Below are 19,196 nucleotides of genomic sequence, written 5' to 3' on the forward strand. Positions count from 1 at the left end.
TGGTTAAACGGTTTTTACGATTTCATCCGCAATTTTTTCCAATGGTGCGATGACATCAACTATCCCGGATTCAGTGGGTTCTTTGGGCATGCCGTAAACGGTGCACGTTTTTTCATCCTGGGCAATAATGACACTGCCGTTGTTTTTCATCTGAACGAGTCCCTTTGAGCCGTCAGAGCCCATACCGGTCATGATGACGCCTGTTGATCTTCCAACATAGTGCTGGGCAATGGAGCGAAATAGATAATCTGCCGAGGGTTTGCACGAATTTTCCGGTGGATCATCCGTAATTTTTATCTTTCGGGTCAAACCGTCTGCACCTGCAACAACTTTCATCTGTTTCCCCCCGGGCGCAATGAATACTTTTCCGGGTTTAATAGTATCTCCATCCTTGGCTTCTAGGACTTCAAGGGCTGATTTCTTATTCAGGCTATTGGCAAGGGATGCCGTAAATACAGGTGGCATATGCTGTACAATAAGGATCGGTACCTTGAAGTTCTTGGGCAGCATGGGGATCATTTTTGTCAATGCATTTGGACCGCCGGTGGATATGCCGATACCTATAATTTCGGATTTGGACCTGATACCGGTCGGCTTGGACTGTGTCGGCCTGGAAACCGCCTTGGGGCTCCTGACTCTTGCCGTGCCTGGCACCGCGGGCTTAGATCTGGCAGGCGAAGCAATTATTCCGAATTTATGGCGTTTGATATGGCGTACAATCGGCTCAAGATTTTTTTTGACTTTGAGCATATTCTCTGCCATCGTGCCTTCTTCAGGCTTTGGCAGAACGTCAAAAGCACCAAGTTCCAAAGCCTTGAGGGTCAGCTCTCCTCCCTGGTGGGTTAGGGTCGAAACCATGATCACCAAGGGAGGACTCTCCATATGCTGAAGTTGCTGGAGGAGCTCAATGCCGTTCATTTCCGGCATTTCAATATCCAGGGTCATCAAATCCGGTTTAAGCGTTTTTATTTTTGAAAGGGCAATCTTCCCGTTGTTGGCAGTACCCACTACCTCAATGCCCGGCATCTGCTTGAGTGCATCTCCAACAATTTTTCGGTAAACAATTGTATCATCAACAACAAGCGCTTTGATGGTGTTCATTATTCTTTGAGCACCTCATCAATATCAAGAATGCCGATTAACTGTTTTTTCGTTTTTAAAACACCCTGGAAGTATTTGCCTTTGACACCACCAATATTTGAAGGTGCGGACTCTATTTTCTCCTTCTGGGTGATGACCACATCGGAAATGGCATCCACCAGAAGACCGATATGCTCATCTTCAGAATTGACAATGATGTTGCGGTTGTCTTTGCTTGGGGCGACCGGGGACAGACCCAGTTTTTTGCCCAAGTCAATGATCGTTACAATTCTGCCCCGAAGATTCAATATGCCTTTGACATATTCAGATGACTGGGGCACTTGTGTAATTTCAAAATGCTTATTTATTTCTTGAATATTTAATATGTCGATTCCACAAATGGCTCCACCAACATAGAATGTGGAGAACTCTATGTCATTGGATGTGGTCTCTTTGGACTCTTTGTTCATGTCAATCTCCTAACGGGTATCTGCTTAGTGGACGTTTTACAAATTCATATATTGTCTGACAACAGCCATCAGTTTTTCCCTGTCAAGTTTTATTTCATATTCGTCGATACCCACGGATCTGCCTTTTTCAATATGCGATTCACTGGCAAGCGATGTCAGAGCAATAACCCCAAGATGTGAGTAGCTGGGATCACTTTTAATCCGTTTGGTTAATTCAAATCCGTCCATATTGGGCATTTCTAGATCCGTTACAACCAAGTCAATCTCTTCTGCGCGTTCTTTTAGAAGTTCCCAGGCAATCCGTCCGTCTTCGGCTTCAATGACTTTAAAGCCGTCCTCTACCATGAACTGTTTGACCTGGTTTCTGAAAAAGGCTGAGTCTTCGGCAAACAGGATAATTTTCTCGCCGTCTTCAGCCATTGTTGCTGCTGCCTGAGCCTCGGCTTTAAACCAGTCCGGGTTCAACGTTTTAACCAGTTCAAAAATATCCACCAGCAATGTGGTATGGTTGTTTATAATCATGGAGCCGCTGACGGCAGGTTGCTTCAAGGTAGAACTGTCAATGTTGAGCACAACTTCCTGGGCATCTACTGGTGGGGTAACCATAAGCCCTAATTCACGGTCTTTGACCTTGAAGACAATAACTTCCTGCTGGTCTCTTTCAGGCAGTTGTTCAACGTTTACCACCTGGGACAGTTCATACAGGGGCAGGGAGCCGCCGCGGTACTGGACAACCTTGCGATCGCCGACTTGTTCAATGTCGGATGTTTTGATACGTTCAATTCGTTCCACAATGCTTAACGGCGCGGCAAAATGTTCTTTTTCGTTATTTTTGAATGTCAGTAACGCGACCTTATCGGCCCTGGCCGCCGCTTCTTCCTCTGCTGCTTTGGCAACATTCTGACTGGCTTCGGCAACGGCCGAGAGTTCGGCTATCTGGGCAAGGTTGGATATATCAAGGATTAAGGCAACCTTACCGTCACCCATAATCGTGGCTCCGGCATAGGCGGTGCATTTTTTTAAATGCCTGCCCACAGGTTTAACAACGATTTCTTCGGAATCATGGAGTTGATCGACCACAAGACCGTATTTGAATGCCCCGGCAGATACAACCGCAATATTGATCGCAGATGAGGCATGATAACGCCGGTCGCTTTTCGCTCTTTCTGTTTCCTCTCCAGTTTGATTCTCAGAGTCAGAATTCTCTTCAAGCATGTGAACCTTTGACCTGCGGTCTGAGAGACTGGTTCTGCGGTCTTCGTGTTCTTCGCAGGTTTCAGGATCAACGAACGTGCGTTGTATGCCGAGCATGTCCGATAGGTTCAAGAGGGGCAGAAGTTCGCCTCTGAGCCGGACAACATCGGCATCCCCAACTTTTTCAATTTTTTCTTTGATCTGACTAGCCGGAATTCTGAGCAGTTCGTTGAGGTTGACCTGGGGAACTGCATATCGTTCATTGCCGACAGAGGTGATCTGGCTGGGAATAATGGCTAGAGTTAAAGGCAGCTTGATTTGGATATCCGTTCCCTGTCCGGGGGTTGAATCAAGTTCTATGATTCCGCCTAAAGCTTCAATGTTTGTGACCACCACATCCATGCCTACGCCCCGGCCGGATACATCTGTAACCTCCTTGGCAGTTGAAAATCCCGGTAGAAAAATCAGTTCTGTTTTCTGCTTGTCCGACATTTCTTCAACCCTCGATTCGGATATCAGACCCTTTTCAATGGCCGAGGAGGCCATTTTGGCCGGATCTAATCCCCGGCCATCGTCTGAGATGACAATATTAACCTGACCTGCATCGTGGAATGCCTTTAAAATGATTTTCCCCGTGCCTTTTTTACCCATCTGCTCCCTTTCCATGGGCGTTTCAATACCATGGTCAACGGAGTTTCTTATAAGGTGGGTCAACGGGTCATTAATGGATTCCAGGATGGTTTTATCCAACTCAACCTCTTTGCCTTCGATTTCCAGATCTATGGATTTTCCCAACTGGTGGGACAGATCTCGGACCACCCGGGAAAATTTGTTCAGAATATTGGCAATGGGCTGCATCCGTGTGCGCATGATCGCTTCCTGGAGCTCTGATGTGATCATGTCAATGCGCTGGCTGGACAGCTCGGTCGCCTTTACGTTAAACGAATTGACCCCCTGGAGAAGCTGATTTCTGCTAAGTACAAGTTCTCCGGCAAGGTTCATCAATGTGTCAAGCAGCCCCACATTAACACGCAAAGAGCTCTGGGGTTTTCCACCAATGGTTAACTCTTTTTCCTGGGATTTGGCCATGGGTGCCTCCTGGACTGCCGCGTTGTTTCGCTGTTTTGAAATGGTGGGTGCCGGTGTGGCGACAGCCGCGGGTTGGGCTACCACCTCAGGTTGGGGCGCTGCCTTTACAGTTTCAACAGGTTGGAGCAGAGGAGGGGGGATTTCACCGGTGCTGTCTGCTCTGAAGTCTATCATATCGTCTGCAATGATATGGATGCACCGATTTGTGACACCAAATAGTGTCTCGGCCATATCATATTCGATAATAGAGGCAAATAGTATCTGGAAAGGGATTTTTTCGGGAATATCGGTGTCATTAAGTGTGCCGGCACCAGCGGTATCAATCCTGGCATCAATAATAGTGCCGGTTTTAGACAGATTGTTTAAAAGTTCCATGGGGTTTTTGGATTGCTGGTGAATATCGTTGATCAGATCATATTCAACAAGGAATAGATTTTTGCCTTCCGCTTTGCAGGTTTCAATGTCCTTAAGCGCCACCTGCTGAAAGGTTCTGCCGTCCTGGAGTACGATATCTGCGAACGGTTCTGTCGGGCCCATTTTGGGGATTTCTTGTTGTTCTGCTTTCAAGGAGGGCTCGGGTGCAGATGCCGTGGTTATATTTTCCAAGGCGTGGACATGGGCGGAAATATCAACGTCATTGCTGGTTTGAATGTTGTTCAACAGATTTTCAAGTTCGTCAAACCCTTTTAGCAATTTGCTGATTTTTTCAGAGTCAGGGATCAGTTCCCTGTTTCTGATCATTCCTAGTACATTCTCAAGATGGTGTGAAAGATTTTTAATGGTTGTCAACCCCATGAATCCGGCACCGCCTTTGATGGAATGGGCCGCCCTGAAAACGTTGTTCACCAGATCAAGGTCAATGTTTGCGCCGCCCTCCTCAATCGTCAACAAATCACTTTCAATGTCTGCCAAGTGATCCAGCGATTCTTCAATATACATTTGTAGGGTTTCGTCGTCTTCAAACATATTAAAAACTCCTGAAAGAATGTCATAGAAATGATTTAAAGTCGTGATATGAAGATAATCTACAGAAAATATAATGTAAAGTCAAATTAAAGATATCACCGGATTTTTTATAGAAAATTGTTTGTAACATGCTAAGATTTTTAAACTTTCACTGTGGTCTGAACCACGGTTAAAAACCCGGTCAGGCCATGGCTGTGATTGCAATGATTTCATATTTTGCGAACAATATCGTTGTGATAGACGTCCAGAGGTATCCCAATCAGCAGGCGGGTATTGGGTTTCGCATTGTCTACGGGTTCGCCTTTTTCATTCGTCAGTGACAATACCTTGGTTTGCCGTGCAGGGCCTTGGGGGCTGAGGACCTCTATTTCGTCACCAGGTATCAGCTTGTTTCTGATGTCAATCAAATATAGATGTTTCCCACGGTTTTCAAGGATTTTACCTATAAAGCTATGAATCTTTCCTTTGTGCAAGTTACCGGGGTTCAAGGTGTTTTTTGATTTGCCATCCGGATGGCCAAAATAGAACCCGGTGCAATAGGCCCGGTGATATATTCGGTATAGTTCTGAATGCCATTCCGGGCGGACGGAATAAGAATTCGGTTCTGCGATATATGCGTCAATGGCGTTACGATATGTTTTTACCACAGAACTCAGATAATTTATTCCTTTCATCCTGCCCTCTATTTTAAAGGAAGAAATTCCGGCATGGATTAATTCGGGAATGTGGTCTATCAGACACATATCCTTGGAGTTAAAGATGTAGGTTCCGCGGCTGTCCTCCTGGACAGGATAATATTCATTGGGTCGAAGCTCTTCCATGACAGCGTAATTCCAACGGCAGGGATGGCTGCATAGTCCCCTGTTGCTGTCCCGGCCACTTAAGAAGCTGCTCAAAAGGCACCTGCCTGAGTAGGACATGCACATGGCGCCATGGACAAAGGTCTCCGTCTGGATTGTTGTGCGCGATGTAATGGTTTTTATCTCTTCAATGGATAATTCCCTTGCCAGATTTATTCGTTTAATGCCCTGCTGTTCCCAGAAAAGAACTGCATTGAAATTTGTGGTATTAGCCTGGGTGCTCAAATGGATGTCAATATGGGGGATAATCTGCCTGGCCTTTAGAATAATACCCGGGTCCGAAATGATAATGGCATGGGGTGCGATATTGCCTATCCTTTCCAGAAAGGCTTCGATACTGTCCTGTTCATGGTTGCGGGAGTAAATGTTGCAGGTAAGATATACTTTGACTTGGTGTTTTTCGGCAAATTTTATCGCAGCTTCAAGTTCGTCGTCTGTAAAGTTGCCTGAAAAATTTCTCAGACTGAAATCCTTACCGCCCAGATACACCGCATCTGCCCCGTAATGGACTGCAATTTCAAGTTTTTCAAAGTTGCCGGCCGGTGCAAGCAACTCAGGTTTTTTTAAAACATCCGGCATCGTATCCCAGTTGCGGCAAAAATATCCACACGGCCAAGATCTGTTAAAATAATGGTGCCCCCGGCAAGAATCGAACTTGCGCTCAAGGATTAGGAATCCTATGCTCTATCCACTGAGCTACGGGGGCACATCTTTATTAATTCGGGCTATAAGTATCATAACCTGGCCTTTTAGACAATACTCAAGCGTTCAACTTAATGGAAAATCTGGATATATTCTAAAATTATTATGAAAGCAAGTGATAAATTGATTCGGTTGTGATTTATGTATTAACTCAACTTTCGGAGGAGTAAATTTACACCCCCAATAATTCCTCAGGCCTACTTGAAAAACCGAAATACTTGAGAGCTTGGCCCATTACCTGATCAAGCATCACTTGAACCATACGCTCGGTAAAATTAAATAATTGCCGAATATTTACCAAAGCTAAACGCATGATCCGCTCCAAAGAAACCATAAAAGACAAATTGGTCATCTCATCGTTACAGGCCCTGAAGAGCTCCCCGAATGATCTCTGATCCATACATTGCCGCTGATAAAGGCTGAGAATATTATACCTGGCAATAACCAGAGATGTATGGCCCACAAGGCCATCGTAATTTCGAATTTGTATTTCCTTCACCAATTTTAAGTGCTGTTTGCACATTTTGAAAAAGACCTCTATATCCCAACGTTTGCCGTACAGACGAATGATTTCTTCATTAGGAAGGGCCAAATCTGTCGACAGGAGTGCAAGCCAGCCACGTTTTTTATCACAGGGAACAAAAATGATTTTTGCCTGCTTGCCGTTGGAAAGAGTAACAATAGCTTGGGCTTTGACTTTTGCTCTTCCTCGTTTTTTCTTCAATTTTCCATAGAGTTCGGACAGCCTAAGCTTTTTGCCTTGATATTCATAAAGCCATTTTGGATGATCTTTCAGCATGCATATGACGTGTATGTATTCCCGCAAATTTGCGATTGCTGACGGCATCGAAAACCAACTGTCCATTAAAATATACTTAGCCCGGACACCCATATCAAGGGCTCTTTTTACCATCGGTACGAGATGGGCTGTGGTTTTTGTAACCGCTTCCTGGCGGCGATGATATCCGCAGGTCCTTTTATCAATATCAGGATTTATTTCATTGTATCGATTCTTTTTGTCTACAGATGATAAAAGGGCAAAATCAAGTCCAAGAAAACTGTTACCGTCAGACCAGCCAAGAGTCAGCATCCGGAATCCTTTGATGTACTTCATATCTGTATGATCAAACACCCGGGATAAAAGCTCGACTTTTTTAGAACGGTTTCTGCTATAGGTAGAATCGTCGAAGATAAGAACTTCTTCAGAAGAATCATCAAGGAGCTTTCTGATGATAAAATAAATTCGGCGGCAGAGCTGAAGGGTAAACCGCCGCCAGTTATATGTTGGAGAGTTCAAAAAATTGTAAGCGGCGTCCTTATCGACATCAACTTTTTTATTTTTCACAATGCCCTGGTATAAATTCTTGTTGTGAAATGCCAAGTTAAATAGGGCTGTGAAAATGGCAAGCGGTGAGGCTCCTTTGGTTTTAACGATTCCTGATTGATTCAATAACTTACCAATTTTGAATTTTGTAAAATAATCATTGAGTACGCCGATTTGTTCTGAATTTGTCATTTGATTTTCTACGTTGGTAAGGGTAGTATTCATTTTGGCGAATTTCCTTTGTATGAAATGTTTGTTTAGTGGTAAACAAAGCGTATCATATAAAGTGAAATTCGTCAATTTAAATAATAAAATCAGTTTGTTGTGTTTTTATTCACTATCATTTTTAATCACCGAAAGTTGAGGTATTAATTATAGAGAGGTTGGAGTTCTTTCTTGTCTTTGATCAAATATTGATATGCCCGTAAATTTTAAGGTGGTAGACGAACTCGAAATTTTCATGGAGGATATCAAGGTCTTCATGGAAAATGGAAAAAAGAGAAGTTTTTCGTATGCTTGATGCCATTTATGAATCATAATCAAGGAATATACCGGGGATCTTCCTATGTTGCCCTGTGAAGGCACAAAAATTTAACAGGTCCTATTGAATATTCTTTTCAACGGTGCCCAAACCATGCAGACGACGGAAACAGGCACCCCTAAATTTATAATTAGAATTTACAAAAAAGAAACACCTGAAATGGTCTGCGTATAAATAGACGACAACGGGCTTGGTATGGATGAGACAAGAAAGTCCAAGGTCTTTGATCCATTTTTACAACGAAACCTGTTGGCGTAGGAACCGGCCTTGGACTTTTTGTATCGTATTTTATAATTACTGAAAACCACAAAGGACACTTGCCTTACTTTCAGAGCCAGGAAAAGGAGCGCATTTTATTATTCGAATTCCGACTCATAATAAGAATGCACCAAGGCCAAACTAAAAATTAAAGCGGGTGCTTGCTTCTGAGGTTTTACTCTACAAGCAATTTCTGGCCGGGATAAATTTTGCTTCTCTTACTTAAATGATTTAATGACAGTAGGCGGTCAAGACTCATATTGTGTCTTTTTGCAATGCGCATAGGACTGTCCCCGGATTTGACTTTGTATCTTGAGAATTTTTTGTTGTCTCCTATATCCCCAGTGACAATCGTCAGTCGTTGACCTATGCTTAGCTTGGGCCCTGATAATTTGTTAAGCGCTTTGATCCGTTTTGTGGTCGTAGAGAATTTTCTGGCAATCATCCACAGGTTGTCTCCTCGGCGCACGGTATACGTAATGTTTTTTGATTTTTTGTAGGCTTTTGAGGCTGTCTTTGCACTTGCCTCGTAATTTGATCGCTTCGACCCTGGAATTTTTAATACCTTGCCAATAACAATACAGCTTTTTTTTGAAATTTTATTGTACCTGGCAATGGCACTTACAGAAGTTTTAAATTTGCCAGCAATGCCTGATAAGGTATCTCCCTTGCGTACACGGTAGTAGGCGTACTGGGGGGGCTGGTGGTAAGTTGTTTTAATGGCATCTATCTTGGTCATAAACTGGTCGGCATTATCCACCGGTATCTTAATTGTGTAAGGCTCAGGTGGCAGGACTTCATGACGCAGCTCCGGATTAAGAGAGACAAGCGTGTCTGTATCCACATTAATTGCTTTTGCAATCTCACTTAAACGGACCTGTTTTTTTATGTCAAAGGTTTTATATTCAAGCGGCTTTAGGGGGGTGTCTATAACAATATCGTATTTTTCCAGGTTCCTGACAATATGAACAGTCGCCAGAAATCTTGGCACATACCTTGCTGTTTCCCGGGGCAGGTTCTGGTATAGATCCCAGAAATTGTCCAAGTAGTTGAGTTTCTGTTTGCGAATTGTCTTTAGTACACGGTATTCACCACAATTGTAAGCTGCAATGGCGGTGGTCCAGTCCCCGAACAGATTGTGCAGTTCTTTGAGATAATCAATGGCGGCCCTGGTGGCTTTTTCAGGATCCATGCGTTCATCTATATAATGATTGCGGTTTAATCCGAATTTATTGCCGGTTGAGGGTATGAACTGCCACAGGCCAAGCGCCCTTGCCGGGGATAACGCCCGGTTCTTATAGCCACTTTCAATCAAGGGAAGCCAGGAGATCTCTTCAGGTAATCCTGCTTTTTTAAGCTCTTGAACAATAAATGGACGGTAGCGACAGGAGCGGTTAAGTGAATGGATAAAAAATCTACGTTCAGGTCCGGTCAAGCGTTTAATCTCAGCATTCACATGATCGTTCAAGGTGATGGGGATGGCGTCATGATGACCGGTTACAACAATCTGACGGGATGCATAAATTTCAAGAACACGTTTGGAGATAAGATAACGAATGTCCTCTTTTTGTTGATTCACCTGAGAATTGTCAGTCGTATCAATTTCAAGCATTAGGGCATAGGATGCATCCAGGCTAGATAAAGCCTCTTCAAGGCTACCCTCTTTCCAGTAATTTTGTGCCACACTGCAAAGTTCAAGGGCCTGATCTATTTTTTCCTGATCAGAATTCGGATCTTGGTTTCGGTCTTTTGTTTCGGGTTGGAGGCTACACTCACTCCGAGCATCAGTCTTTTTAATGTTTTGGTCTGTTAAGGGCTTATTGGCTGACAAGTGGGACTGCTGGCAGCCGCTAATCAGAAATAAGGCAAAAATAAATGCGGCCAATTTGTAAGTATTCACTTCGTCTCCTTACCGATAGCTGTTTAATATAAAAATTTTGAATTTAAAAATTTAGACTGCTAAATTACTATCATGTTTTGTTGTGAATAGAATATTCAGTATCGATAGACCAAATCAGTTTATGACTGGTATTGGAATATCTATTTGTGTAATGAAGATCGCATGGAATGTCAATGAAAAAATATCGTGGAACTATTGTTTTTATTGAGTTTTAACCTTTCAATAGAAAATTAAAGAACGTTGTATTGCGGGAAAGTTTATAATTTTATTCTTTGTTGGTTTCTTATTTTATGGGCTTGCGGAATATTCGAAATATATTTATTGACACTATGTTGGAAAAAAATATGTTTTTTTATACAAAAGGGCTTGCCATATCAAAAATGTTCTGTTATCTTTGCTCGGTCTTTTCGCTACGGAAGATGTGTAGCTTAAAGTAAGCCGATATAGCTCAGTTGGTAGAGCATCTCACTTGTAATGAGAATGTCCTCCGTTCGACTCGGGGTATCGGCTCCAAAATAGCTTGGGTGGGGTTCCCGAGTGGTCAAAGGGATCAGACTGTAAATCTGACGGCTCAGCCTTCGGAGGTTCAAATCCTCCCCCCACCACCAAAACTAATGTAGGAGATCTACAAGTTTAGATTGTTGGGACTACATGCTCGGTTTGGTTTATTGACTTGAATTAGGCTTGTCATAAGCGGGAGTAGCTCAGTTGGTAGAGCTTCAGCCTTCCAAGCTGAATGTCGCGAGTTCGAGCCTCGTCTCCCGCTCCATTCGTAGTCTCCTGTGCGCTATTTTATATTGTATGGCGCTTCAAGCCCATGTAGCTCAGTTGGTAGAGCGCTTCCTTGGTAAGGAAGAGGTTCACCAGTTCGATTCTGGTCATGGGCTCCAAATTGTGCTAAAAGATTTATACCGTATTTAAACAAAACGCCATTTGCCGTTGTAGGCAATAAATAGGCGATGTAGGCAATATTAAAAATAAACGTCAAGGGGTTGAAAGTGGACAGAGTGCTTATTGCTCTTGCCTGTACTGAATGCAAGAGAAGAAATTATACAACGACCAAAAACAAACGCAACTCTCCGGATAAGATTGAATTTAAAAAATATTGCAAATTCTGTAATAAACATCTCGTCCACAAAGAGACAAAAATAAAATAGTTTACCATGCAGGTCAGTAGCTCTAATTGGTAGAGCGCCGGACTCCAAATCCGGATGTTGGGGGTTCGACTCCCTCCTGACCTGCCACTTTTTTTAGGCCTCCGAATTGATAGTATATTAATTAGGGAGCAATTTATCGGTGGAATATGTCGAGATTACAGAAAAAAAAGCCTCAAAGCGAAAAACGGAAACGAGTTGGTGAGACTGATGGGGAAGCTGGTGTTACTGTAAGATCGACTGTAGCGGGGAAGTCGGTGCAACCGTCATCTGTTTCCGGTCCCAGGCTTGAAAAGCCGGTGGGACAGCCAGGTTTGGGGAACTTTTTTACAAGGACAGTAGAGTTTTTCCGGGAAGTAAAAGTTGAACTGAAAAAAGTTGTCTGGCCGACCCGAAAACAGACAACAGGAACTACGGTTGTGGTTATTATTTTTGTGTTCATCGTTGCTGTTTTTCTGGGCGTTTTTGATTACAGCCTGTCCAAGCTTGTCCAAGTTGTCCTTACTTAAGGTTAAGGGAAATTAAGATGTCTTTAAAATGGTATGTCGTCCACGTTTATTCCGGTCATGAGCAGAAGGTGAAGCTTGCCTTGGAAGAGAAAATCCAGGGATCGAAACATCCGGAAAAATTCGGGGACATCCTGATTCCCTCCGAAAATGTTGTTGAATTGGTGGATGGGAAAAAAAAGCAATCTTCTAGAAAATTTTACCCCGGATATATTCTTGTGCGTATGCATCTGGATAACGAGACGTGGCATATTGTAAGTTCCACTGCTAAGGTTACCGGTTTTCTTGGTGGGAAAAACAAACCTGCCCCAATAACCGACAGAGAAGCCCAGATCATCATTGAAAAAATGGAGCAAGGTAAGGAAAAACCCCAGCCAAAGTATTATTTTGAGCCGGGCGATGATGTGCGGGTTGTTGATGGCCCTTTTTCCAATTTCAACGGTACTATAGAAGAAGTATCTCCGGACAAGGAAAAGGTCAAAGTGCTGGTTAGCATTTTCGGGCGCGCCACCCCAGTCGAATTGAATTTTATACAGGTAACCAAGATTTAGTCGGGTTATAAATAAAGAGTTTCAGGAGTAATAAAATGGCAAAAAAAGTAATGACACAGATTAAGCTTCAAGTTGAAGCCGGTAAGGCAAATCCGTCTCCCCCCATTGGTCCGGCTCTGGGGCAACACGGTGTCAACATCATGGATTTCTGTAAGGCGTTTAACGCTAAAACCGCCAATGATGCGGGACAGATTATTCCAGTCGTTATCACGGTGTATCAGGACAGGTCTTTCAGCTTCATAACCAAAACCCCGCCTGCTTCAAGACTGCTTTTGGCTGCAGCCAAGCTTTCTAAGGGGTCTGGAGAGCCGAACCGTGATAAGGTTGGCAAAGTGACAAGAGATCAGGTTGTCGCAATTGCAGAAACCAAAAAACCAGATTTGAACGCCTCGGATATTGATGCTGCCGTAAGAATTATTGAAGGCACAGCCAGGAGTATGGGAATAGAAGTCGTTTAACTTTCAAGTATAAGAGTGATTAAAATGCCTAAGCGGAGTAAAAAACATAACGAAGCACTGAGCAACGTGGACAGAATGGTTCAGTATGGACCCAAGGATGCCCTGGAAATTGCTGTATCTTCCAGTTATGCAAAATTTGACGAAACGGTTGATGTCGCCGTAAGGCTGGGGGTTGACCCACGGCATGCAGACCAGATGGTTCGTGGAACCGTTGTTCTGCCCAATGGACTGGGTAAAGAGGTGAAAGTCCTGGTATTTGCCAAAGGTGAAAAAGAACAGGAAGCCCTTGATGCAGGCGCAGACTTCATTGCCACAGATGAGATCGTTGAGAAAATTAAGGATGGCTGGTTCGGTTTTGATAAAGCTATTGCTACCCCTGACATGATGGGTACCGTTGGAAAACTCGGGCGTGTACTAGGCCCAAGGGGACTTATGCCCAATGCAAAAACCGGTACCGTAACATTTGAACTTGCCAAGGCCATTAACGAAGTAAAAGCCGGAAAAATTGATTTCAGGGTTGAAAAAGCCGGTATTGTGCATGTTCCTGTTGGTAAAATATCCTTCGGTGCTGAAAAATTGTTGGAAAATGTAACCGTTTTTCTTGATAAGATTGTCTCTCTCAAGCCTGCATCAAGCAAGGGGATCTACCTGAAATCCATTAGTGTATCCTCAACAATGGGTCCTGGTATCAAAGTGGACCCTTTGTTGATCTGATAGATAGTTGATCAATAATCAGCGTGTTTCGTTTTTAGTGATCGAAACACGTTTTAAACCTGTCCTAGACAGTAGGTGCATATTTTATGCATAATCGGATTTGCCGGCCTGCCGAGACAGAAAATAAATTTTGTTTTGGTTTCGTTGGCACCTTCGACACTAATTTATTTAAGGAAGGAGGTGTGAAAAAATGCTGAATATTTCCCAGAAAAAAGGACTGGTCGAAAAGCTTGCAAAGGAACTCGGCGATGCAGAGATTTCTTTTCTGGTCGACTACAAGGGACTGACTGTGTCCCAGGTGACTGAACTTCGCGCAAAGCTTCGGGAAGCCGGCGCTCAAATGGCAGTCGTAAAGAATACCTTAATGAGACTGGCGGCGAAAGGAACAGGCTCGGAGGTATTAACTGATCTTTTTAAAGGACCGAATGCGATCATCATTTCCAAGGATGATCCTGTGGGACCTGCCAAGGTCATATCAGAATTTCTGAAAACCAATGAGAAAATGCAGCTCAAAGGGGCGTCTCTTGACGGAAAATTTTTAAGCGAAGAAGATATCACGCAGCTTGCTAAGATGCCGTCCAAAGAAGAGTTGTTGGCCAAGCTGGTATGCACACTCAATGCTGTTCCCACGAATTTTGTCAATGTGCTGGCCGGTGTTCCAAGATCTTTTCTCAATGTGCTTAATGCTGTTAAAGATCAAAAAGATGCAGCGTAACTTAAAATAAACCAAAACTTTAAATTTATAAGTACGATTCAGATATTCGTATATTTTCAGGAGATTAAAATGGCTGATCTTACAAAAGATGATGTAATTGAATTTATTTCAAATATGAGCGTTCTGGAGCTTTCCGAACTGATTAAAGAACTTGAAGACAAATTTGGTGTATCCGCCGCCGCACCCGTTGCCTTTGCTGCAGGTGCCATGCCTGCTGGCGGTGATGCAGGTGGTGCTGCAGAAGAAGAAAAAACAGAATTTGACGTTATCCTTGAGGCTGCCGGTGACAAGAAAATTAATGTAATCAAGGAAGTTCGCGCGATCACCGGTCTTGGGCTGAAAGAAGCCAAGGCACTTGTTGAAGAAGCTCCAAAAGCTGTAAAAGAAGGTATTGCCAAAGAAGAGGCAGACAAAATCAAAGAACAGCTTGAGGGTGCCGGTGCTCAGGTGTCTGTAAAGTAGTTTAGCATAGCTGATAAGCACAAGTAGTTTGTGCATAAACTATATGCGGGGGCAAGGCCAGTGGGTCGTGTCTCCGCTTTTACAGTTGGAAAAACTCACATCGGGAGATATCATGGCCGGAAGTCTTTTGACGAACAAGCGTGTTAGAAAAGAGTTTGGCGGTAAACGTAAAATTATAGACATCCCGGATCTCATTGGGATGCAAAGAGACTCCTTTGAAGGTTTTCTTCAAAGGGATGTTTCACCCCAGGACAGAGAGGAAAAGGGACTGCATTCGGTTTTTAAATCCGTGTTTCCCATCAAGGATTTTACCGATACATCTTCCCTTGAATATGTCTCTTATTCCTTTGGGGAGACCAAACACTCCATGCAGGAGTGTATCAGTCGCGGGATGACCTATGATATCCCGGTCAATATTAGGGTTCGGCTTGTCGTCTATGACCATGACAAAGATACAGGTGTGTCAACTATCCGCGATATAAAGGAGCAGGAAATATATTTTGGTACCATTCCTTTGATGACACCCAGGGGAACCTTTATCATCAACGGAACTGAACGTGCAGTTGTCTCCCAGCTTCATCGCTCTTCCGGTGTATTTTTTGATCATGACAAAGGGAAAAATTATTCCTCGGGTAAGATTATTTATAATGCCCGAATTATTCCAGTGCGCGGTTCCTGGATTGACATGGAAATTGATGCCAAGGATATCGTCTATATCCGTATTGACCGCCGGCGTAAATTTCCTGTGTCTATTCTTTTCAAAGCATTTGGATACACAGGGGAAGATATTCTTGATTTTTTCTATACCAAGGAAAAAATTATACGTAAAAACGGTTCTTATTTCAGAGAATTCATTCCTGAAAATTTGGTCCGTCAACGGGCTGGCTATGATATAAAATCTACTGAAACCGGTGATGTCGTGGTTAAGGCTGGTCGAATTTTTACCAAACGAGCTTTAAAACAACTTGCCGATGAAAATTTGGATTTTATTCCTATTTCTGAAGAAGACCTTATTGGTAAAGCGTTCGCTGGTAACTTTTTTTTGCAACCCAATGATTCGACTCCCTTGTTTAAATCCGGTGATACCATTGCAGAGGATACTTTTGAGCTACTTGAGGAAAAGGATGTTGACACCTTTGAAATTCTTTATGTAGACCCCCGCAGTTCAGATTGCATGCGTAAAACCCTGGTTTCAGACAAGATTGAATCCAAGGAAGAGGCCTTAATGGATATTTATCGCAGGCTTCGTCCCGGCAATCCTGCCACCATTGAGGTGGCCCAGGATTTTATTGATCATTTATTCTTTCGCCAGGCATATTACGACTTGTCCAAGGTGGGCCGTCTTAAAATGAATCATCGTCTTGGGGTAAATACGAAGATTGATGTAAAAACCCTGAGAAAAGAGGATGTTCTGCTTACCGCAGCCACGCTGATTGAACTCAAAGATACCCAAGGCAAAGTTGATGATATCGACCACCTGGGAAATCGACGGGTTCGAGCTGTGGGTGAACTGTTGGAAAACCACTACCGCATCGGTCTTGTTCGCATGGAGCGGGCTATCAAGGAAAAGATGAGCATGCAGGAGGTGGACGCCATGATGCCCCACGACCTTATCAATCCCAAGCCTGTCTCTGCGGTTGTTCGCGAATTCTTTGGCACGTCACAATTGTCCCAATTCATGGATCAGACCAATCCTTTGTCTGAAACCACTCATAAACGTAGGCTTTCAGCTTTGGGACCTGGTGGTTTGACCCGTGAACGTGCAGGCTTTGAGGTGCGTGACGTTCATCCGTCCCATTACGGCCGTATCTGTCCCATTGAGACCCCTGAGGGGCCCAACATTGGATTGATTGTTTCTCTGTGTACCTATGCCCGGGTGAATGATTTTGGATTTATTGAAACTCCTTTCAGGATAGTAAATGAAGGCAATGCCAGCAAAATAATTCAACATTTAAGTGCTTTTGAAGAAAAGGAACTCCCCATTGCCCAGGCCAATGCTCCGTTGGACGCTGATGGGAATTTTATCAATCCCACGGTATCTGCACGGGTGGGCGGGGAATTTGAGATGGTGGCACCTGAAGAGGTAAAGTTTATGGACGTGTCGCCAAACCAGTTGGTATCCGTATCCGCATCTCTGATCCCTTTCCTTGAAAATGATGACGCAAACAGGGCGCTTATGGGTTCCAACATGCAGCGTCAGGCCGTGCCGTTGATTCGCAGTGAAGCCCCTTTAGTGGGTACCGGTATGGAAGCGGTTGTTGCTAGGGACTCCGGGGTTACCATCGTGGCTGAATGCGACGGGGTGGTGGTTGATGTGGATTCAAAGCGCATTGTTGTTAAAAATGATGATAATGATGATCCAAAATTTAATAAAGCTGTTTCCATCTATAACTGTACCAAGTTTGTTCGATCCAACCAGAACACCTGCTTTAATCACAGACCCATTGTGAAAAAGAATGAGCGGGTTCAAAAAGGGCACGTCATTGCGGATGGTCCGTCCACGGAACTGGGGGAACTGGCGCTTGGGAAAAATGTGACCGTCGCCTTCATGCCCTGGGATGGTTATAATTATGAGGATTCCATACTGGTATCCGAGCGCCTGGTTAAGGATGGTGTGTATACTTCTGTTCATGTTGAGGAATTTGAGGTCCTGGCCAGGGATACCAAACTTGGCAAGGAAGAGATCACCAGGGATATTCCCAATGTGGGTGAAGATGCTTTGAAAAACTTGGATGACAGTGGCATTATCCGTCTTGGTGCTGAGGTCAAGCCCGGTGATATTTTAGTTGGTAAAATTACGCCCAAGGGCGAAACCCAGCTCTCTCCTGAAGAAAAGCTGCTGCGTGCCATTTTCGGTGAAAAAGCTGGGGACGTAAAGGATACCTCTCTTTGTGTACCTCCGGGTGTTCATGGAAAGGTGATTGACGCCAAAGTCTTTTCACGCCGCGGTCTGCCAAAGGATGACCGAACACGTCAGATCGAAGATGCAGAGATAGAGCGTTTTGAAAAAGACCGTGATGATGAGATAAGAATAATTTCCGATGTCGGTCGTGAGAAAGTTGAATCCGTGCTTGACGGTCATGCACTGTTCAATGATCTGGAACGAAACGGCAAGGTTCTGGTTAAGGCCGGAACAAAAGTTGTTCCTGGTCTTTTTGAAAAAATACCTGTGTCCGTACTGGTAAATGTCACTGTTGAGGATGCCGTATTAACAGAGAAGGTTCAAGTTATCCTTGAACAGGCTCAGGCTCAGATAAAACAGGCCAGGGAGCATTTCAATCGTCAGGTCTCCCGATTTGAAAAGGGTGATGACCTTCCTCCGGGGGTTCTCAAGCTGATTAAAATTTCTGTTGCCCTGTTACGGGTGCTTTCCGTGGGGGATAAAATGGCTGGCCGCCACGGGAACAAGGGTGTTGTTTCAAGAATTCTTCGGGTCGAGGACCTGCCTTATTTTGCAGATGGTCGTCCTGTTGATATGGTGCTTAACCCCCTTGGTGTTCCTTCCCGTATGAATGTGGGGCAGATCCTTGAGATTCATCTGGGTCGGGCTGCCTATGCCCTGGGCCAACAGATTGACGAAATGCTGGAGGAAAAACGATTGGACGCATTGCGGGACAAGGCCAAACAGATATTCTCCTTGACCCAGAAACAAAGGGAAGGGCAGGTGGATGATGTCATTGTCCGGGATATTGATGCCATGGATGATGAACAATTCATGGAGTTTGTCTCCCTTTATAAAAACGGCGTTCATACTGCCACACCGGTATTTGACGGTGCCACAGAGGAAGAGATCAAGGAATTGATATGCATGTCGGAAAGTGACCCATCGGGCCAATCCATCCTTTATGACGGGCGTACCGGAAGGCAATTTGATAAACCGGTTACTGTGGGGACCTTGTATATGCTTAAGCTTCACCATCTGGTTGATGATAAGTTGCATGCACGGTCAATCGGACCGTATTCCCTTGTCACCCAGCAGCCTCTTGGCGGTAAAGCACAGTTCGGCGGCCAGCGTCTTGGAGAAATGGAGGTCTGGGCCATGGAGGCCTACGGTGCTGCCCATGCGCTTCAGGAATTTCTTACGGTGAAATCCGATGACATGACCGGCCGGACCCGTATGTATGAAAAAATTGTTAAAGGCCAGAATGTCCTGGAACCTGGAATGCCTGAATCTTTCAGGGTTCTGATTAAAGAGCTCAATGCTCTGGGGCTGGATATGAATCTTATAGAAGGCAGCAAATAAGGAGAAGAC

General features: G+C 44.1%; 14 protein-coding genes and 6 tRNA genes. 13 read left to right on the plus strand and 7 right to left on the minus strand.

The window, feature by feature from the left end:
* Positions 1 to 3: 3 nt before the first annotated feature.
* The 7 genes from EYB58_RS08975 to EYB58_RS09005 all read right to left on the minus strand — a co-directional run bounded on the left by EYB58_RS08975 (position 4) and on the right by EYB58_RS09005 (position 10,384).
* Positions 4 to 1,101, minus strand: a complete 1,098-nt coding sequence (locus tag EYB58_RS08975) for a protein-glutamate methylesterase/protein-glutamine glutaminase (protein WP_111952765.1) — start codon at positions 1,099 to 1,101, stop codon at positions 4 to 6.
* Positions 1,101 to 1,550 (minus strand): chemotaxis protein CheW, encoded by a 450-nt coding sequence (locus EYB58_RS08980; RefSeq protein WP_111952768.1) that lies wholly within the window; start codon positions 1,548 to 1,550, stop codon positions 1,101 to 1,103. Before EYB58_RS08980 ends, EYB58_RS08975 begins: the two co-directional genes overlap by 1 nt.
* Positions 1,551 to 1,586: 36 nt before the next feature.
* The gene (locus EYB58_RS08985) at positions 1,587 to 4,799 is read right to left on the minus strand and encodes a hybrid sensor histidine kinase/response regulator (protein WP_111952770.1); all 3,213 of its coding nucleotides are present in this window, start codon (positions 4,797 to 4,799) and stop codon (positions 1,587 to 1,589) included.
* A 209-nt stretch (positions 4,800 to 5,008) separates the two neighbouring features.
* Complete coding sequence (locus tag EYB58_RS08990; protein ID WP_111952773.1) at positions 5,009 to 6,238, minus strand: peptidase U32 family protein; 1,230 nt, start codon at positions 6,236 to 6,238, stop codon at positions 5,009 to 5,011.
* 52 nt (positions 6,239 to 6,290) lie between these two features.
* Positions 6,291 to 6,365: transfer RNA gene (locus EYB58_RS08995), tRNA-Arg, on the minus strand.
* Between the two features lie 168 nt (positions 6,366 to 6,533).
* Positions 6,534 to 7,910 (minus strand): IS4 family transposase, encoded by a 1,377-nt coding sequence (locus EYB58_RS09000; protein ID WP_131072014.1) that lies wholly within the window; start codon positions 7,908 to 7,910, stop codon positions 6,534 to 6,536.
* 749 nt (positions 7,911 to 8,659) lie between these two features.
* Entirely contained in the window at positions 8,660 to 10,384 is a 1,725-nt protein-coding gene (locus tag EYB58_RS09005) for a lytic transglycosylase (protein ID WP_111956836.1), read from the minus strand.
* A gap of 437 nt (positions 10,385 to 10,821) precedes the next feature.
* On the opposite strand from EYB58_RS09005, the gene EYB58_RS09010 reads away from it, so the two are divergent.
* The 13 genes from EYB58_RS09010 (at position 10,822) to rpoB (ending at position 19,187) form a co-directional block, all read left to right on the plus strand.
* Positions 10,822 to 10,897 (plus strand) — tRNA-Thr (locus EYB58_RS09010).
* Positions 10,898 to 10,907: 10 nt separating this feature from the next.
* Positions 10,908 to 10,992: transfer RNA gene (locus EYB58_RS09015), tRNA-Tyr, on the plus strand.
* 85 nt (positions 10,993 to 11,077) lie between these two features.
* Positions 11,078 to 11,153: transfer RNA gene (locus EYB58_RS09020), tRNA-Gly, on the plus strand.
* Positions 11,154 to 11,197: 44 nt separating this feature from the next.
* Positions 11,198 to 11,274, plus strand: a tRNA-Thr gene (locus tag EYB58_RS09025).
* 117 nt (positions 11,275 to 11,391) lie between these two features.
* Positions 11,392 to 11,541, plus strand: a complete 150-nt coding sequence (gene rpmG / locus EYB58_RS09030; protein WP_423201855.1) for a 50S ribosomal protein L33 — start codon at positions 11,392 to 11,394, stop codon at positions 11,539 to 11,541.
* Between the two features lie 10 nt (positions 11,542 to 11,551).
* Positions 11,552 to 11,628 (plus strand) — tRNA-Trp (locus tag EYB58_RS09035).
* A gap of 167 nt (positions 11,629 to 11,795) precedes the next feature.
* Positions 11,796 to 12,047, plus strand: a complete 252-nt coding sequence (secE, locus tag EYB58_RS09040; protein ID WP_111956839.1) for a preprotein translocase subunit SecE — start codon at positions 11,796 to 11,798, stop codon at positions 12,045 to 12,047.
* Between the two features lie 17 nt (positions 12,048 to 12,064).
* Positions 12,065 to 12,595, plus strand: a complete 531-nt coding sequence (gene nusG, locus EYB58_RS09045) for a transcription termination/antitermination protein NusG (RefSeq protein WP_111956841.1) — start codon at positions 12,065 to 12,067, stop codon at positions 12,593 to 12,595.
* Between the two features lie 35 nt (positions 12,596 to 12,630).
* Positions 12,631 to 13,053 carry a 50S ribosomal protein L11 gene (gene rplK / locus EYB58_RS09050; RefSeq protein ID WP_020589518.1) on the plus strand — a complete coding sequence of 141 codons (423 nt, stop codon included), beginning with the start codon at positions 12,631 to 12,633 and terminating at the stop codon, positions 13,051 to 13,053.
* Between the two features lie 24 nt (positions 13,054 to 13,077).
* Complete coding sequence (gene rplA, locus EYB58_RS09055) at positions 13,078 to 13,767, plus strand: 50S ribosomal protein L1 (RefSeq protein WP_111956843.1); 690 nt, start codon at positions 13,078 to 13,080, stop codon at positions 13,765 to 13,767.
* A 190-nt stretch (positions 13,768 to 13,957) separates the two neighbouring features.
* Positions 13,958 to 14,482 (plus strand): 50S ribosomal protein L10, encoded by a 525-nt coding sequence (gene rplJ / locus EYB58_RS09060; protein WP_111956845.1) that lies wholly within the window; start codon positions 13,958 to 13,960, stop codon positions 14,480 to 14,482.
* A 69-nt stretch (positions 14,483 to 14,551) separates the two neighbouring features.
* Positions 14,552 to 14,944: a 50S ribosomal protein L7/L12 gene (gene rplL, locus EYB58_RS09065; RefSeq protein WP_111956853.1), complete on the plus strand. Its 393-nt coding sequence runs from the start codon at positions 14,552 to 14,554 to the stop codon at positions 14,942 to 14,944.
* A gap of 112 nt (positions 14,945 to 15,056) precedes the next feature.
* Positions 15,057 to 19,187, plus strand: coding sequence for a DNA-directed RNA polymerase subunit beta (gene rpoB / locus EYB58_RS09070; protein ID WP_111956995.1), 4,131 nt, complete (start codon positions 15,057 to 15,059; stop codon positions 19,185 to 19,187).
* The last annotated feature ends 9 nt before the right edge of the window (positions 19,188 to 19,196 follow it).

The sequence above is a fragment of the Desulfobacter hydrogenophilus genome (assembly GCF_004319545.1).
Lineage (GTDB): Bacteria > Desulfobacterota > Desulfobacteria > Desulfobacterales > Desulfobacteraceae > Desulfobacter > Desulfobacter hydrogenophilus.

Excerpts from the sequence above, each read along its gene's own strand:
- EYB58_RS08975 (WP_111952765.1), bottom strand. The coding sequence starts at position 1,101 with ATGAACACCATCAAAGCGCTTGTTGTTGATGATACAATTGTTTACCGA.
- EYB58_RS08980 (WP_111952768.1), bottom strand. The coding sequence starts at position 1,550 with ATGAACAAAGAGTCCAAAGAGACCACATCCAATGACATAGAGTTCTCC.
- EYB58_RS08985 (WP_111952770.1), bottom strand. The coding sequence starts at position 4,799 with ATGTTTGAAGACGACGAAACCCTACAAATGTATATTGAAGAATCGCTG.
- EYB58_RS08990 (WP_111952773.1), bottom strand. The coding sequence starts at position 6,238 with ATGCCGGATGTTTTAAAAAAACCTGAGTTGCTTGCACCGGCCGGCAAC.
- EYB58_RS09000 (WP_131072014.1), bottom strand. The coding sequence starts at position 7,910 with ATGAATACTACCCTTACCAACGTAGAAAATCAAATGACAAATTCAGAA.
- nusG (WP_111956841.1), top strand. The coding sequence starts at position 12,065 with ATGTCTTTAAAATGGTATGTCGTCCACGTTTATTCCGGTCATGAGCAG.
- rplK (WP_020589518.1), top strand. The coding sequence starts at position 12,631 with ATGGCAAAAAAAGTAATGACACAGATTAAGCTTCAAGTTGAAGCCGGT.
- rplA (WP_111956843.1), top strand. The coding sequence starts at position 13,078 with ATGCCTAAGCGGAGTAAAAAACATAACGAAGCACTGAGCAACGTGGAC.
- rplJ (WP_111956845.1), top strand. The coding sequence starts at position 13,958 with ATGCTGAATATTTCCCAGAAAAAAGGACTGGTCGAAAAGCTTGCAAAG.
- rplL (WP_111956853.1), top strand. The coding sequence starts at position 14,552 with ATGGCTGATCTTACAAAAGATGATGTAATTGAATTTATTTCAAATATG.
- rpoB (WP_111956995.1), top strand. The coding sequence starts at position 15,057 with ATGGCCGGAAGTCTTTTGACGAACAAGCGTGTTAGAAAAGAGTTTGGC.